This is a genomic window from Flavobacterium luteolum (genome assembly GCF_027111275.1).
GTDB classification, from domain to species: domain Bacteria; phylum Bacteroidota; class Bacteroidia; order Flavobacteriales; family Flavobacteriaceae; genus Flavobacterium; species Flavobacterium luteolum.
In genome coordinates this window covers 4,260,827-4,278,741 of the sequence record NZ_CP114286.1, presented here as the reverse complement: position 1 = coordinate 4,278,741, position 17,915 = coordinate 4,260,827, and the positions used below count along the sequence as shown (strand labels likewise).

Annotated in this window: 9 protein-coding genes; 1 reads left to right on the top strand and 8 read right to left on the bottom strand. The window is 35.7% G+C overall.

Translation table 11 applies throughout. The features are described from left to right. Positions 1-29: 29 nt before the first annotated feature. The 5 genes from OZP10_RS18395 to rpsF all read right to left on the bottom strand — a co-directional run bounded on the left by OZP10_RS18395 (position 30) and on the right by rpsF (position 13,355). Complete coding sequence (locus OZP10_RS18395; protein WP_281632164.1) at positions 30-10,448, bottom strand: Ig-like domain-containing protein; 10,419 nt, start codon at positions 10,446-10,448, stop codon at positions 30-32. 1,167 nt (positions 10,449-11,615) lie between these two features. Next, positions 11,616-12,089 carry a DUF6495 family protein gene (locus OZP10_RS18390; RefSeq protein WP_281632163.1) on the bottom strand — a complete coding sequence of 158 codons (474 nt, stop codon included), beginning with the start codon at positions 12,087-12,089 and terminating at the stop codon, positions 11,616-11,618. Positions 12,090-12,205: 116 nt separating this feature from the next. After that, on the bottom strand, positions 12,206-12,646 hold the full coding sequence (gene rplI / locus OZP10_RS18385; protein ID WP_177210020.1) for a 50S ribosomal protein L9: 441 nt from the start codon (positions 12,644-12,646) through the stop codon (positions 12,206-12,208). A 65-nt stretch (positions 12,647-12,711) separates the two neighbouring features. Continuing rightward, entirely contained in the window at positions 12,712-13,008 is a 297-nt protein-coding gene (gene rpsR / locus OZP10_RS18380; RefSeq protein ID WP_002987043.1) for a 30S ribosomal protein S18, read from the bottom strand. Positions 13,009-13,013: 5 nt separating this feature from the next. Beyond that, positions 13,014-13,355, bottom strand: a complete 342-nt coding sequence (rpsF, locus tag OZP10_RS18375; protein ID WP_068842999.1) for a 30S ribosomal protein S6 — start codon at positions 13,353-13,355, stop codon at positions 13,014-13,016. 177 nt (positions 13,356-13,532) lie between these two features. On the opposite strand from rpsF, the gene OZP10_RS18370 reads away from it, so the two are divergent. Beyond that, positions 13,533-14,231, top strand: coding sequence for a LytR/AlgR family response regulator transcription factor (locus tag OZP10_RS18370; protein ID WP_008463025.1), 699 nt, complete (start codon positions 13,533-13,535; stop codon positions 14,229-14,231). An 11-nt stretch (positions 14,232-14,242) separates the two neighbouring features. Here the strand turns inward: OZP10_RS18370 and priA are convergent, their stop codons facing one another. Genes priA through OZP10_RS18355 form a run of 3 tightly spaced genes read right to left on the bottom strand, consistent with a single transcriptional unit; the run spans position 14,243 to position 17,915 of the window. Next, positions 14,243-16,693 carry a replication restart helicase PriA gene (gene priA, locus OZP10_RS18365; protein ID WP_281632162.1) on the bottom strand — a complete coding sequence of 817 codons (2,451 nt, stop codon included), beginning with the start codon at positions 16,691-16,693 and terminating at the stop codon, positions 14,243-14,245. A gap of 23 nt (positions 16,694-16,716) precedes the next feature. After that, entirely contained in the window at positions 16,717-17,475 is a 759-nt protein-coding gene (gene bla-B1-FLAV, locus OZP10_RS18360) for a subclass B1 metallo-beta-lactamase (protein WP_281632161.1), read from the bottom strand. An 11-nt stretch (positions 17,476-17,486) separates the two neighbouring features. After that, positions 17,487-17,915 carry a DUF2147 domain-containing protein gene (locus OZP10_RS18355; RefSeq protein WP_281632160.1) on the bottom strand — a complete coding sequence of 143 codons (429 nt, stop codon included), beginning with the start codon at positions 17,913-17,915 and terminating at the stop codon, positions 17,487-17,489.

Genomic DNA, 17,915 nt, shown 5'->3' with positions numbered 1-17,915 from the left:
TAATTAATTAGATGATTAATAGAAGTGGGTTATCTCATGATAGACAACCAGCCTTTTTTAACCGTTCCATCTCCAATGGTTATCACATAAAAATAAGTACCTGTTGGCAGCATATCTCCTCTATTAATTACACCGGATACATTTGCTGTTCCGTTCCAATCATTTTCATAATGTGCTTTACTATACACTAATGCTCCGTATCTGTTGAACACTTTCAACTCGTTGTTTGGATAAGACTCAATACAGTCTATTCTGAACAAATCGTTTTTACCATCATTATTTGGAGTAAACTCATTGTAAACAGTTAAACAAATTGGTTCTAATGTAACTGAAGCTGAATTGTTTGATGCATCAACATCTAGCGGAGTTGAAGTTTCTACAGTTGCGACACTTGTATAATTGCCATTTGGTAAAACTTCTGCCACTATTGTCAATACTACACTCTGACCTGCATTAAGCGTTGGTATTGTCCAAAGCTGTGTTGCTGGATCGTATGTTCCTGATGTTGCAGATAAACTTACCAATTGTAAACCGCTAGGAAGTAAATCACTCACAAGCGTATTGATGAAATCGCCTTCTCCTACATTGTTTACAGTTATTGTAAAGGTTACCTGATCTCCAAAATTTGGTGTAGGATTATCAACCGTATGAGTAATCGTTAGATCTGAACAGCTTGCTACTGTAACATTTAGAGTTTTTATGGTTCTCTCATCACAATTATTAACATAAGCCACCGTTACAGTTCCTGGACCAATATCTGACCAAGAAACGGTTACAGATCCATCGTTTGTACCTCCGCCTGAAACAATTGTACCTCCGTTAATAGTCCATACATAATTAGATTTACCATTTGCAATTGAATACGTTACTCCTTTGAATACACATGGAGTATCATCTGTTGAAGCAATTTGAACTGCAGCATCATTTTCGAATGCAATTGTAATTCCTAGTCTTGGTCCGTTATCACAGCCATTAAATGTATTCGTTAACGCTCCAGCATAATAAGTAGTTGCTGTAAGTGGAGTTGTATTAGCCAATGGTGTTCCACCAGTTGCTGATGCGTACCAAACTACATTTGTTTCGTTTACCAAAATATTAGCCAATGTTGGCACTGCAGATAAACAGAAAGTTTGTGTTGTTCTTGGTGTTGTTATCACGCTTGGTGAATTTACATTTACTACAACAGCCAATCTAGCTGGATTTTCGCAACCAATTGTACTTGAAACTGCACCATAATATGTACCTGTTACAAGTGCTGTTGTTGGCGGAATCGCTGTTCCTCCTGTTGCTGTGCTATACCAAATAACATTTGCTTCATTTACTTGAATGTTTGCCACTGTTGGCGAATTTAAAGTACAGAAGTTTTGTGTTGTATTAGCTGTAGTCGGTGTCGCGCTTGGATTAACTACGGTAACAGTTACCTGAAGACGAGTTGAACTTTCGCAACCTATTCCGTCTACAATACTTCCAAAATATATTCCAGAAGCAAGAGCTGTTCCTGCAGGAATTGCTGTTCCTCCTCTGGCAGTTGTAAACCAAGTTACATTGCTTTCATTTACTTGAATATTTGCAATCGTTGGCGCATTTACAGAACAAAAAGTCTGCGCTGTATTGTTTGTTGTTGGATTTGCTGGATTACCAACCGTTACAGCCACTTGCAATCTTACGCTGCTTTCACATCCTGTTGCTGGATCTTTAATTGCTCCAAAGTAAGTTGTCGTTGTTAAAACATCTGTTGCAGCTAAAGCTGTTCCTCCTGTCTGCGTAGTAAACCAAACTACATTGCTTTCATTCACTTGAAGATTGGCAACAGTCGGATTTGTTCCTGAACAGAAATTTTGTGTTGTACTATTTGTTGTTGGCGTTGCAGGATCAGTTACATTCACATCAACTGGTAATCTCGTGGCGCTTTCACAGCCTGTTAATGGATCTGAGATTGCCACAAAATACTGGCCTGTAGCTAAAGCTGTTGTTAATGGAATTACCGTTCCGCCTGTTAAAGCTGTATACCAAACAATATTTGCCTGATTGAACTGAATGCTTGCAAATGTTGGAGCATTAACTAAACAGAAGTTTTGTGTTCCTGCTGTTACTAAAGTCGGTGTTCCCGGATCGCTTACAATTACATCAACTGTCAATCTTGAAGCACTTTCGCAGCCTGTCGCTGGATCTGAAATCGCTGCAAAATACTGTCCTGTCGTCAGAGCTGTTGTAGATGGAATCAATGTTCCGCCTGTTATAGCTGTATACCAAACAATGTTAGCTTCATTAGTCTGGATGATTGCAAACGTAGGAGCATTTGCCAAACAGAAGTTTTGCGTTCCTGCTGTTACTAAAGTCGGTGTTCCCGGATCATTTACAATTACATCAACTGTCAATCTCAAGGCGCTTTCACAACCTGTCGTTGGATCTGAAATCGCTGCAAAATACTGCCCTGTTGTCAGAGCTGTTGTAGATGGAATCAATGTTCCGCCTGTTATAGCTGTATACCAAACTATATTCGCTTCATTTGTCTGAATGCTTGCAAATGTTGGAAGATCTTCTTTACAGAAAGTTTGCACTCCTGCTGTCACCAAAGTCGGTGTTCCAGGATCGTTTACATTCACATCAACCGGTAATCTCGTAGCGCTTTCACAGCCTGTCAATAGATCTGAGATTGCTGCAAAATACTGGCCTGTTGTCAGAGCTGTTGTTGATGGAATCAATGTTCCGCCTGTTAAAGCCGTGTACCAAACTATATTTGCCTGATTGAACTGAATGCTTGCAAATGTCGGAAGATCTTCTTTACAGAAATTTTGCACTCCTGCTGTTACTAAAGTCGGTGTTCCTGGATCGTTTACAATTACATCAACGGTCAATCTTGAAGCGCTTTCACAACCTGTCGCTGGATCTGAAATCGCTGCAAAATACTGTCCTGTCGTCAGAGCTGTAGTAGATGGAATCAATGTTCCGCCTGTTAATGCTGTATACCAAACAATGTTAGCTTCATTAGTCTGGATGCTTGCAAACGTAGGAGCATTTGCCAAACAGAAGTTTTGCGTTCCCGCAGTTACCAATGTTGGAGTTCCTGGATCGTTTACAATTACATCAACTGTTAATCTCGCAGCACTTTCGCAGCCTGTCGCTGGGTCGGAGATTGCTGCAAAATACTGGCCTGTTGTCAGAGCTGTTGTAGATGGAATCAATGTTCCGCCTGTTATAGCTGTATACCAAACTATATTCGCTTCATTTGTCTGAATGCTTGCAAATGTTGGAAGATCTTCTTTACAGAAAGTTTGCACTCCTGCTGTCACCAATGTCGGTGTTCCAGGATCGTTTACATTCACATCAACCGGTAATCTCGTAGCGCTTTCACAGCCTGTCAATAGATCTGAGATTGCTGCAAAATACTGGCCTGTTGTCAGAGCTGTTGTCGATGGAATCAATGTTCCGCCTGTTAAAGCCGTGTACCAAACTATATTTGCCTGATTGAACTGAATGCTTGCAAATGTCGGAAGATCTTCTTTACAGAAATTTTGCACTCCTGCTGTTACTAAAGTCGGTGTTCCCGGATCATTTACAATTACATCAACTGTCAATCTTGAAGCGCTTTCGCAGCCTGTCGCTGGATCTGAAATCGCTGCAAAATACTGCCCTGTCGTCAGAGCTGTTGTTGGTGGAATCAATGTTCCGCCTATTAATGCTGTATACCAAACAATGTTAGCTTCATTAGTCTGGATGCTTGCAAACGTAGGAGCATTTGCCAAACAGAAGTTTTGCGTTCCCGCAGTCACCAATGTTGGAGTTCCTGGATCATTTACAATTACATCAACTGTTAATCTCGCAGCACTTTCGCAGCCTGTCGCTGGATCTGAGATTGCTGCAAAATACTGGCCTGTTGTCAGAGCTGTAGTAGATGGAATCAATGTTCCGCCTGTTATAGCTGTATACCAAACTATATTTGCTTCATTTGTCTGAATGCTCGCAAATGTCGGAAGATCTTCTTTACAGAAAGTTTGCACTCCTGCTGTCACCAAAGTCGGTGTTCCTGGATCATTTACATTAACATCAACCGGTAATCTCGTAGCGCTTTCACAGCCTGTTAATAGATCTGAGATTGCTGCAAAATACTGGCCTGTTGTCAGAGCTGTTGTCGATGGAATCAATGTTCCGCCTGTTATAGCTGTATACCAAACTATATTTGCTTCATTTGTCTGAATGCTTGCAAATGTCGGAAGATCTTCTTTACAGAAAGTTTGCACTCCTGCTGTCACCAAAGTCGGTGTTCCTGGATCATTTACATGTACTGTTATTTCTGATCTAACTGAACTCTCACAACCTAATAAATCCTTTATAGCTCCATAATAAATTGTTCCATCAACCAATGCTGTTGTTGGATCTAATGCAGTTCCTCCCATATTAGAAAGATACCAAACTACATTAGCTTCATTTGCCTGAAGATTAGCCACCGTTGGCGCATTGATTAAACAGAAATTCTGTGTATTCTCTGTGGATGTTGGCGTTGGAGGATCATTAACTATTACAGTAGCCGCTTTAAGCTCTCCGTTTTTATTTTGACATGTATTGTCACTTGTAACAGCCACATAATAAGTAAGAGGACTCATAGCAGGTGTTAAACCTGATACGGTTAAAACTCCCGTAGTGCTATCAACAGCATACGTTACGCCACTTACGGTTCCATTTAAAATTGGCTGTGTTTTATTGGCATCTAAGTACCAGAAGAAAACAGGGGTTGGCAACGCACTTGTTGGCGTTAATACTGCATCTGTATTATGACAAATAGAAGCGTTATTTACCACTATATCAGATTCAAGAGAAGTTGGTAAGATTGTAAACGTTACTTGTTTTCTGTTTGCTGGTATAGTTTCACAATATTCATCTGAACTAACTCCTAAATAATAAGTATAAGTTCCAGGAGCTAACCCGTTTATTACTAATTTAGATGTTGTTTCACCTGCAATTAACTGACTTGTTGTTCCATCAAAACTATACCAGTGGTATACTGGATTCGTAAGAACTGGTGTATTGCTTAAAATCGCATCTAATGTTACTGTTCCTGTTTCAGAACAAATAATAGTACTATTTCCTCCATTGATAGTTACGTTTGCTACTGCAGATACAGGAGTAGTAGCTCTAACAACTACTGTTACCTCTCCTCTTTCTAAAGCCGCACAACCGTAACGAATTGGCTGAACATAATATTTATAAGTGCCCGCAGGCAATGCAACCGGAATTGTATAAGTTTGACCACTTGCTACAAGATTCCCTCCTGTTGGCGAGTCATACCAAGCATAATCAGCACACGATTTAGGTGGTACTTGGAGGGTAATATTATCTCCTGGACAGACTGTTAATTTATTATCAAGACCACTTCCAATAACTTTCGTATTGGTTACACGATCAATAGTGTGAACTCTTAATTGATCTAAAACACTTGCTACACCTCCAAAAGTAATTACTACTTTATCATATGGTTGTGTTTGAGGCGCCACAATTGTCATAGCCATTGTATCTCCCGAAAGTAATTTTAAAGTCAATAAGCTACTCGTATTTTCTATCGGAGCACCAACAGCAATATTACCTGAATACAACTGAATTCTAAATCCTGTAAGTAAGTTAAGATTTAAAAGTGTTCCTGGTTTAGAAATTGTAATTCTTAAACTATCCCCAACCATAGACGGTGTTCTAAATTTTGTAGTAAGTTCAGCAGCCGCAAGTACTCCTGCTCCACTAAACATTGTAGCATAAGTAGCAACATCGCCATCGGCTACATTCCACGGATTAGAAACACCTACGGTAGCTGTTAAAGCACCAACGCCCATATCTTTTACGCCAGAGAAAATATCTTCAATATCTCCTTGGCCACAAGCTATTTGTGAAACTTGTTTTTTGTAATAAGCATCATAAACATTAATATTTTGTGCCACACCCAAAACTGCTCCTAATTGTACACGAATACCATCATAATCCTGAACGCCCGAAGCATTAGAAGGCACAAATGTATATTCGAATGAATTTTGACCTGGCAATAAATTCAATAATGAACTTGATACCGATTGTAAAGTTCCAATGTCAATTGGATTATTAGATCCGTCACGCTTAGTACCTATCACAGTAACACTTTGACCAACAGCAATCAGACTATTTTCTAGACCTAATTTTACTGTTACCGGAGTTCCTTTTGGTATAGTGGTTGGCCATTGTAAATTCTGCCATGTAGTTCCAACACCTAAAACTCCTAAGCCAGTCGTAATAGTTGAAAAAGTACTTGGGTCAGCATCTACAGCCAAAGCTCCATTTGTCACATTACCTGTAATAACTGAACCTGATAATTGAGAATTTGCATAAACTCTTTCTAAAAGAGTATCACAAGTCGCAGGATCAATAACGCTTATAGTTACTGTTTGGCTTGTAGTACAAGATCCGTTGCTAGCAACTACAGTATAAGTGAAAACTCCTACTGTATTAAGAGGACCTGTACTATTAGATCCTAAAGCATTTCCTTGTGGATCGTACCAAGTTATAGTTCCGTTTGATGTTGCTGTTAAAGTAACTGATGAACCTTTTGTAACCGCTATTGAATTTGTTACCCCAGTTAATGTTGGTAATGGAGTTACATTTACAGTCACTGGCACTTTTACTGATGGACAAGCAACACCTGTTTTCTGAGCCTGAATAAAATAATTTCCACTCACTGTTATATTTGCTGCAGCTTGATCTGTAATTGGATTATTGGCTGAATCAAAGAAAGTGTAAGTTGTATTTGCATCAAAATTTGCAATAGCATCTTTTAGGTTAACTTTTGTACATCCTACAAATGGGCTTGTAACAGTTAAAGCTGAACCAGCTGGATAATTTACAACTACTTCTTTTAATGTCCCATTTATGTTTTCACAAAGTCCTCCATTAGAAACAGATACATAATAAGTATTAGTAGGACTAGCAGAAGTAAGTCCGCTAATTGTTAATGCCCCTGTTGTAGGATCTTTTAAATACGTTATTCCTGTTACCGTACCTGTAGTAATTTCTTGTGTTTTATTTTGATCTGTATAATATCTAAATGTTGCTCCCGCTAAAGCAGATGTTGGAGCTAGTACAATTCCTCCCGCACAAGAAGCAGTCAAAGGACTTGCAATAGTAATATCTGCATCTGTTGGAATAGATAATACATTAACCGTAACAGGCTGACGAACACTATTAATACAAGTTCCACCACGAGTTGCTTCTAAATAATAAATTGTAGTAGCGGTTAATGGAAGAGTTGGGCTAACTGCCACAATATTTCCACCTGTAGGAGCATCGTACCATGTAAAGGTTTCAGTTCCTGTAGAAGTAGCCGTCAATGTTGCCGCCTGTCCAGCGCAAATCGGTGCTGCTGCTCCTGTTATTGTAGCATTTGGAAATCTATAAGAAGCTCCATAAATATTTAAATTTGTTAATAATGTAACCACTCCACCTAAACGAATTTCAACTTGATTAAATGGTGCAGTCGCAACAAAACTAGCTTTAAATCTATCTCCAGACAGCAATTGTAAACTTATTAAACCATTATTTAGCAGAACTCTATCATTATTAAAAACTGGAGCCCCAAAAACTTCTCCATAAGTAGCTAAACTAACCCCTCCTAACAATGACACATCAGCAAGCCCACCTGGTAAAGCCAATTCAACCTCTATAATATCTCCTACCTTTCCTTCAGAGGGAAAAGTTAATATTTGCTGCACATAAGATCCTGCTACTCCTGCAACAGTGGAAAGCGTTGCAAAAGTATCTATATCATTATCAACAGAATCTCCAGGATTACTGAAAGTACATAAAGCACATAAAAGACCTGGATCTATAGATGTCGTTTGTGAACTTGGTTGCAAACAAGTACTAACCGTATTGGTTACCATTACATTAATCGCAGTTCTTGAAGTACTTTTACAATCTGATGCAGTACTCACAGCTTCAACATAAAATGTTTTATTTGCAGTTAAAACGGGATTAGGTGTATAGATATTACTGCCAGTACCTTGTAAAAGATTTCCTCCTGTTGGAGCATCATACCATAAATAAGAAACTCCAGGACTACTTACAACAGACAGCTGTACATTCTGACCTGACTGAATAATAACGTTCGCAGATACAGGAACTGGAGGCGCTGGTCTTGGGTTAACATTTACATTAACTGGTGTACGAGCACTCAAACAAGTTCCAATTACCGCTTCAATATGATAAATCGTTGGAACGGTCAAACTTGGAGTTACAAAAGAGGTTCCTGTAAATACCAAAGTTCCTCCTGTAGCTGCATCATACCAATTATATGTTGTACCAGCAACTGGAGATTGAATTGTTATCGTTGTAGTTTCTCCGCTACATAAATTTGTAGGAACAGTAGAAATCGATGTTGGTGCCACTGGATTATTTACAGTAACTGCGACAGGATTTCTTTCACTATTAACACAACCATTACGAGTCAGTTCAACATAATAAGTTGTATTCGCTGTTAAAGCTGGAGTAGTAAATGAAGCTGTGCTTGCTAATAAATTTCCACCTGTTGAAGCATCATACCATTTAATAGTTTCACCCAAAGCTAGACTAGCATTTAAAGTTGCAGTTTGTCCGCTACAAATTGTTGTATTTCCAGAAACAGTCGGAGCTTTATATCTATAAGTAGCCTGATAAATATCTAAATTAGTTAAAAGACCTAGAACTCCTCCTAAACGAACTTCCACACGGTCGAAGTTAGCACCTGCTTTAACACTTGCTCTATATTTAGTACCACTTAATAACTGTAAAGTAATAAGAGGGTTATTAATCGTAACTCTATCATTATTATAAGTTGCACCATTATAGGTTGCTAAACTAATAGCACTTAAAAGCTGAACATCTGCGAGACCTCCTGGTAATTCTAAATCAACATCAACATTATCTCCAGCTTTTCCTGGATTTGTGAATTGTAATGTTTGCTGCATAGATCCTACTACATTAGCAGGAATAGTCAGTCTTGCTGCAGTTGCAGGATTTCCGTCTACGGAAAAATTCGGATTTGTAGCGTTACACAATAAACATATACCAATTTGAGTAGTTACCTGACTGCTGGCTTCAAGACATCCTCCTGAAGCTGTTGGCTGAACCGTTACGGTTACAGGCACTCTGGTTGCACTTACACAACCTCCAGTAAGATTAACTGATTCAACATAATAAGTCTTAGTTGCTGTTAAAATTGGAGTTGTAAAAGTATTAGAATTAGCTAATAATTTTGTTCCTCCTGTCGGAACATCATACCAATCTAAACCAACACCTGGTTCTGTAGTCGAAGCACTTAAAGTTGCATTCTGACCAGAAAGTATCGATACACTTTGTGTTAAAACTGTCGCCAAAGCAGGAACTGAAGTCGATGTAACGGTAACTGGAGTACGGGTCGATTTACAAGTTCCAATTGAAGCTTCTACGTAAAAAGTACTAGTACCTAATGGCACTGTTGGCGTATAAGTACTTCCTGTTGCCAAAAGAGTTCCTCCTGTTGCAGCATCATACCAATTATAAGTTGTACCTAATACCGGATTTATAACAGATAATGTCGTTGCCTGCGTTGCTCCAGCAGAGCAAATAGTAGTACCAGTAGTACTAATGACAGGCACAATAGGCTGAATAACATTAATCGTTACAGGTAATCGCTGATCACTTTCGCAGCCAGCATTTCTTGAAGTACTTACGTAATATGTAGTTGTAGCTGTTAAAGCTGGTGTAGTATATGTTCCTACACTCGAAAGTGGTGTAGTTGCTGTTGGCGAATCATACCAAGCTACTGTTGTACCAGTGGCAGCTGTGGCAGAAAGCGCTACAGATTGTCCAAAACATACCGATTGTGTCTCTCCATTTGCAATTGTCGGTTTTGCAAACTGCAAACGTACATCGTAAATTCTTAAATTAATCAGCAAACTAACAAGTCCTCCTGTTTGAATTTTTATCTGATTAGCATCTGATGTTAGCGTATACTTTACAACATTAATATTATCTCCATTATCTAACAGTTGAAGATTAACTAGTCCGCTTAACGGAACTGCATCTCCTGCAGGACTACCAGATAACAAAGGTTGCAAAGTCGAATTTGCCAATACTCCTGCACTTATTACAGCACTTCCGTTACCATAATATAGCACAATTTCATCTCCTGCTTTCGCAGTTTGATTAAAGGTTACCGTTTCCTGGGCAAAACAAGCAACTCCCAATGAGTTTGTTATTGTTGCATATGTACTCAAACTGGAATCGTAAGCCAAAGCAGCATTAGTCACTCCAGTAGGACCCAAACAAACTCCACCAATACTGGTAGTGTTTGCTGTAGGTCGGCAAAATGTTTGCGCAAAGTTTTTATTACTCAAAAGCAATAAAAACAATAAAAGCCATACGGCAAATAATCTCTTCTGGATGATGAGATCATAAAAAGTAAATTTTTTTTTCATAATTTGGAAGATTAGAAAATGGACAATAAAACACCTCTTGCAGTAAGTGCACGCACCTACGCAATTAAACAATCAGTTAAAAATCAAACAGTTAAAACAAAGGTTAGTGACTTATAAAAAAGCCGCTAAATTCTGTTTTAGTAAAAAAAAATTATGTTGAATTCGGTACATCACAATATACCGGTGAACTTATTCTATCTCCACGAGATAAAATAAATTCCGTTTTTTTTGAGGAAAAATGATTGTAGTCAATTTTCCAAGAGGAGTGATTTGTTGCAGGCCTAATTTTCATAATGAAAATTTTAGTTTAAAGTAGAATGGGGATTCTATATATATGTCGATTCGTTCATTAGAAAGTTGATTAGTCATTCTAAATTATCTAGCTACAAAAGCTAGCAGGAATCTCTTTATATCCAATAAAATTATTGCTCCTTATAATCAGCCCGCAAAATGGGGCAACTATAAGAGAGCAAACTAAAATGTAAACCTTTTGAAAAAAAATTAAATATCGTATAACGATTAAAAATTTCGTTGAGCTGAAGTAAGCTTAATAGGATAACATATAAAGCTAAAACAAAGTAAACAACTAAAGTAAATTTGATAAAGAAAGTAATTGTCAATTCCATACACAGACTTATTAAGTTATTATTTAATTTTTTTGAATTTCAATCTCAACTTTTCGGGAAAAATAATTTAACCCTCATGTTTAGAAAAAACAAAAGCAAAACTTTGTTTAACTTTTGTTACCTAAAATTAGAAAAAACAAAAACATAAAACAAGCCTAAAATTCTTATAATTTAATCTTAAATCTCTTGTTTTAAAATTACGGGCCTCCTAAAACAGTAGAAAAAACGCTACATTTAACATAATTTTGTCTCCTTTTATTAATTAAACAAAATATTAAACAAAATATGTTAAATCGATTTAAATAAAGTATAATCTTACAATAAATACAATTTTATCGACAAAATTATCCGTAATACAGACCAAATACACCTCTTGTATTTCAAGCAAGCATAAATTTTCGAATTCTTTGAAAGATTCAAAAAAAACGCGTAGAAATACGGGGTTAAAATTTATAAAAAAATTAAACAAAAGTTAAAAAATAAAAAATGGCAAACAATTATTATTAATTGCTTGCCATCTTAAAAAGTTATTAAAACTAAATTACGATTCTATAATCGTATTAATTTGACTAAATAATTGACCATCACTTAAAAAAGCCCCTTGTTTAATCAACTCAAAAATCGAAGAATTACGTTCTTCTGTAAATACTTTTTTCCCCACTTTCATTTCAATATTGTCAGTAAACATATTATCGCTTAACCATTGTAGTCCTTCTTTTGTCAAAAAATCAACATCTGAAGAAAGAGATTTCAAAACAATCGATTGGATGTAAGTATCAAAACAATGAAATAAAAATATATGGTTTTTAGAAAAATGTTCTAAATATTCTGCTCTAGTCAATACACCTTCCCAAATTAAATCTGAAAAGACATCAAGCTCTTGTTCTGCTACTTCTGGTTTATTAACTTTAAGCTCCTCCCACTCTTTTCTGTCTATAGCTTGTGTAGCCAAAAAACTTGCAAATTCAGCATGTAATTCATCAAATTGTTCTTTTGTTAATCTTGCGTATTTCATTCATTTTAGGCTTTATGCTTTAGCTGTTAGCTATAAGTCTAATTATTACTATTCTTTCTATATTAAACAAAAAAATCCCGATTTGCATCGGGATTTTAGTATAGAGTTAAAAACTATTACTTTTCAGCAACAATTTCGTATGGTAACTCAACAATTACATCTCTGTGTAAACGGATACTTGCACTGTATTTTCCAGTACGTTTTACGATACCACTAGTGATGAATTTTCTGTCGATAGCGTTTCCAGATTTTTCTAAAGCTTCAGCAATGTCGATGTTTGTGATAGAACCAAAAAGTTTCTCTCCACCAGCTTTTGCAGAAATTTTAATTTCAAGAGCTTTAATTGCTTCAGCCAATGATTTAGCATCAGCAACAACTTTAGCTTCTTTGTGTGCTCTTTGTTTTAGGTTTTCAGCTAAAACTTTTTTAGCAGAAGGAGTTGCTAAAGTAGCAAAACCTTGAGGAATTAAAAAGTTACGACCGTAACCAGGCTTTACAGATACTACATCATCTTTAAATCCTAAGTTTTGTACGTCTTGTTTTAAAATAATTTCCATGTTGTTGTCCTTATTTTTAGAAGTTAGGTTCTGCTTGAACAGAAACCAGCGACTAGATTTTTATACTATTTTAATAAATCGGCCACGTATGGCATTAAAGCTAAGTGACGAGCTCTTTTTACAGCTACAGAAACTTTTCTTTGGTATTTTAATGAAGTTCCAGTTAAACGACGAGGAAGAATTTTTCCTTGCTCGTTAACGAATTTCAATAAGAAATCAGCATCTTTATAATCGATGTATTTGATTCCTGATTTTTTGAAACGGCAATACTTTTTAGTTTTGTTAGTTTCAATGTTTAAAGGCGTTAAATATCTGATATCTCCGTCTTTTTTTCCTTTTGCAGATTGCTCGATTGTAGACATAATAATTACGCTTTAGTAGATTTTAATTTTGCTCTTCTTCTCTCAGCCCATGAAATAGCATGTTTATCTAAACTTACAGTTAAGAAACGCATAACTCTTTCATCACGTCTGAATTCAGTTTCAAAAGCTAAAAGAACTTCTCCAGCTACTTTGAATTCGAATAAGTGATAAAAACCACTTTTTTTGTTTTGGATTTCGTAAGCCATTTTTTTAAGACCCCAATCCTCTTTCGATACCATTTCAGCTCCTCTACTAGTAAGAAATTCTTCAAATTTCGTTACTGTTTCCTTCACCTGAACCTCAGATAAAACGGGATTTAAAATGAAAACAGTTTCATAATGATTCATAAATAAAAAATTTATTTGTTAAAATTGGGTGCAAAAGTAAGCATTTAATTTATATATGCAACAGTTTTTTTCTTTTATTCGTCATAATGCAAAAAAGATGCCTCAACTTTAGTTTTTTTTACAAAAAAATAATACATTTACTACTGCTATCCTGAATTTATTCTAAATTTAAATGTTATGAAACTAAACTGTGTTGTTGTAGATGATAGTTCTATACAAAGGACAATTATTGCCAAATTGGTAAATAATCACCCAGGCTTGCATTTAATCGGGGATTTTTCTAATGCAATTGAAGCAAAAAGTTGTATCTCATTAAATAATATCGATTTAATATTTCTTGATATAGAAATGCCAGTTATTAACGGCTTTGATTTCCTAGACGGATTAAAATCAAAACCGCAGATTATATTTATCACTTCTAAAGCCGAATATGCTTTAAAAGCTTTCGACTATGATGCTACCGACTATCTTCAAAAACCTATTGCAGTGGATCGTTTTAACGCCTCTGTAAAAAGAGCAATTGATATGCATTTGCTTAAAAAAGATATCAAAGAAGAAGAAGGAGAACATATATTCATCAAAAGTAATCTAAAAAAACTTAAAATCTTTACTTCAAAAATAAAATGGATTGAAGCTTTTGGAGATTATGTAAGAGTAGTAACTGAGGACGATAGTAATCTGGTTCTTTCTACTATGAAATCTTTTGAAAATGATTTATCAAAAGACAAGTTTATCCGTGTCCACAAATCATATATTATCAATATAGATAAAGTTGAACGTTTCAATAGTAAATTTGCCGAAATAGGCATCACCAAAATACCTTTAAGCCGTAATAAAAAAGAAGATCTTGTAAAAGCACTTTCAACTTCTTCTTAATTTAACTCGTCTTAGTAGAAATCTACATTAATCACAACTTTTATAGCTCTATATTGAGCCACAGCTTCAAAACTATTCAGCATTTTCTGGATAGTTTTTTTTGTATTCCCTAAATGAAGATTTTGCGGAATCTTAATTAATATGGTTCTAATATATTCATTTCGTATTCTGCTTATTGCAGGTTCTTCTGGACCTAAAACTGGTATTCCTAGATTTTGATTCAAAACCTGATACAGCCACATCGCTCCTTCTTTTAGTTTATCAAAATCTTTGTGCTTTAACGTAAGCTTTATAATTCTAAAATAAGGTGGATATTTATAGATCAACCTATCATACAACTGCTCTTTATACATACCTATATAATTATGGTTTGTAACTTGCTGAATTGTATTATGATTCGGATTGTAAGTCTGAATTACAACTTTTCCTTGTTTTTCAGATCTTCCTGCTCTTCCAGCGACTTGCGTCATCATTTGAAAACTACGCTCAAAAGCCCTAAAATCGGGATGATGAAGCATATTGTCAGCATTCATGATTCCAACCAAGCCCACATTATCAAAATCAAGTCCTTTGGCTAGCATTTGTGTACCAACCAAAATATCAATTTCACGATTTTTAAACGCATCTATTATCTTTTCAAAACCAAATTTACCTCGAGTAGTATCTTGATCCATTCTGGCTGTTTTCGCTTTAGGAAAAAGTGAAGATAACTCCTGCTCTATCTGTTCTGTACCAAAACCTTTTGTAGTTAAATCTATACTTGAACAGCTATGACAATTAGTAGGTTTTGCAATCGAATATCCGCAATAATGACAACGAAGCTGATTTTTATGCTTATGATATGTTAGACTCACATCGCACTGTTGGCAATGCGGAACATGCCCACAGGTTAAACATTCAATTATAGGCGAATATCCTCTCCTATTTTGAAATAAAATAACCTGCTCGCCCAATGACAATGACTCGGCAATTTCTTCAATTAAAAGATCACTAAAATGCCCTGTCATTCTTTTTCTGAAATGCTTGTCCTTTATATCAACTAAAACCACTTCAGGCAAACGCACATTTTTGTAACGCTCAGAAAGAGTTACCAATCCGTATTTATTATTTTGCGTATTAAAATAGGTTTCAATGCTAGGTGTTGCTGAACCTAATAATACTTTAGCTTTATGAAAATTAGCCAAAACTATTGCGGCATCTCTTGCATGATATCTTGGCGCTGGATCAGTCTGCTTAAAAGTCTGCTCATGTTCTTCGTCAACAATTAATAATCCTAGGTCATTAAAAGGCAAAAACAAAGCCGATCTTGCTCCTATTACAATTTGAGCTTTCGGCGAATTTTCAAGCGTTTGCCTCCAAACCTCAACTCTTTCATTATTACTGTATTTTGAATGAAAAACAGCGACTCTATCGCCAAAATGAAGGCGCAATCTAGAAACCAGCTGTGTCGTAAGCGCTATTTCTGGCAACAGATACAAAACCTGCTTTCCAGTTTCCAAATACTCTTCAATCTGCTTTATATAAATTTCTGTTTTTCCGCTCGAAGTTACGCCGTGAAGCAGACACACTTCTTTTTCTGAAAAACTATTCTTTATTCCAGAAAAAGCATTTTCTTGAGCTTCACTCAGCTGTAATTCTTTTTCTGATTTTTCACCATTAAATATAATACGATCCTGCTGTAAATAATACTCTTCAAATATTTCCTTTTCAACTAAAGACTTTACAGCTGCCGAACCTGCATTTGAAACTTCTATGAGTTTTTTTACTGTAATAGGCTTTTTTTCAGAAGCACTAATCTGAAAATAAGCCAAAACAATTTCCCTTTGTTTGTTGGCATTTTTTAATGCTGCCAGCAATTTTTCCAAACCACTATCCGATTCGTATTTTGAATGCAGTTTAACATAACGAACCAACTTTGGCTTGTACGTTTCTTTTATTTCTTCCTCTAAAAATATAATATCTTTCGCAATCAGTTTTTGCAGAATTGGAAGTATATTTTTTTTATTTAAAATAGAAGCAATTTCCTGAACTTTTAAAGAACTCTGATGATGTAATGCCTCATAAATCAAAAACTCATCGTCAGAAAGTTCGCTGTCGTTGACCACAACATCGGGTTTATGCGAAATAATTGTTTCACTTTCCAGCAATAATCCGCTTGGAAATGCTCCGCGATACACATCACCAATGCCACACATATAATAATCTGCAATCCAAAGCCAGTGTTTAATCTGAATTTCGGTTGCGATCGGTTTTTCATCTAAAATCTGATGGATTTCTTTTGCTTCATATAATGTCGGAGCATTTTCATGAACATCCAAAACAAGCCCCGTATATATTTTATTTTTACCAAAAGGCACCGCAACACGCATTCCTTTTTTAATGAAATGATATTCGGCCTCAGAAATACTATAAGTAAAAGTCTTTGCTAAGGAAAGTGGTAAAATAACTTCGATGAAATACATGAAAATTTTTTATAAGTCAGTAATTATTTCTGACCGGTTTTAAGAGAAGCATTTTTTGAAAGATTATATTCCTTCACCAGCTCCAAAGTATGATTTATAGATTTATTCGTTGTTCCACCATCGTGTCCAGGAATAACGTATTTTGGATTTTTAAATTTCGACTGAACCTTTTTTATTGATCTCTCCCATTCTTTAACATCTGCATCTCCTAAATATCCCAAATCTTTTGCTTCTTGACTTTTTATAAAACATCCGCCATAAAGAATTTTATCTTTAGCAAACCACGCTACAATATTATCCGGCGCATGTCCTTTACCTGGATAATATACTTCAAATTTATATTGCCCAACTGTAAATACAGTATCATTTGGAATTATAAATTCAGCTCTTGGCTCATTCTTTTCTTTCAGAATATCATCTGTCAATTTAATTGAATAGGTTTTGATTCCTTTTTTTCTGTAAAAATCAAATCCGCCTGCACGATCTTCATGAGAATGTGTGCCAAAAAGCATTACAACTTCTATATTGTGTTTTGTTTTTATACTATCCAATAAAGGCTGAAACTGTGTTTTATCCCAAGGCGCATCAAAAAGCACAACACCTTTATCTGTAACTAGATACATAGCATTGGCAGAAATTAATATTCCATTGTAATAATGAAATGTTTTATAAACATAAAAGTCACCTGTTAGATGACTTATTTGTAATGGCGAATTCTTAGATTGTCCAAAGCTGTTTGAAACTACTGCTAAGAATAAAACTATCGAAGCTAATTTTCGCATTTAAATATTAATTAATTTTTTACTCGTGTCCAGTATTGTGTTCTTCCCATTAAAGAAATCCCAACATAACCGCGAAGTTTCAATTTATCTGCAGATTCTAAAGTAACATAACATTTGTATTTTTTACCGCTTGTAGGATCTAAAATTGTTCCTCCGTTATATTCAGAACCATCTTTTTTAAGTCCGTTTATAATAACCATTCCTAAAATCGGTTTATTTTTTTCAGCACCATCGCATTTTACACAAACATCTTTTTTGTGGCCTTCGCGAAGTATATCTACAATCTTTCCATAAATTTTTCCAGATTTTTCGTAAATTTCTACTATAGATTTTGCTTCGCCCGTTTCATCGTCAATTGTTTTCCATTTTCCAATTACACTTTGACTTTGCATGGTTAGGGCAAAGAAGAACACTCCGATAGTTAGCATCAAGTTTTTCAT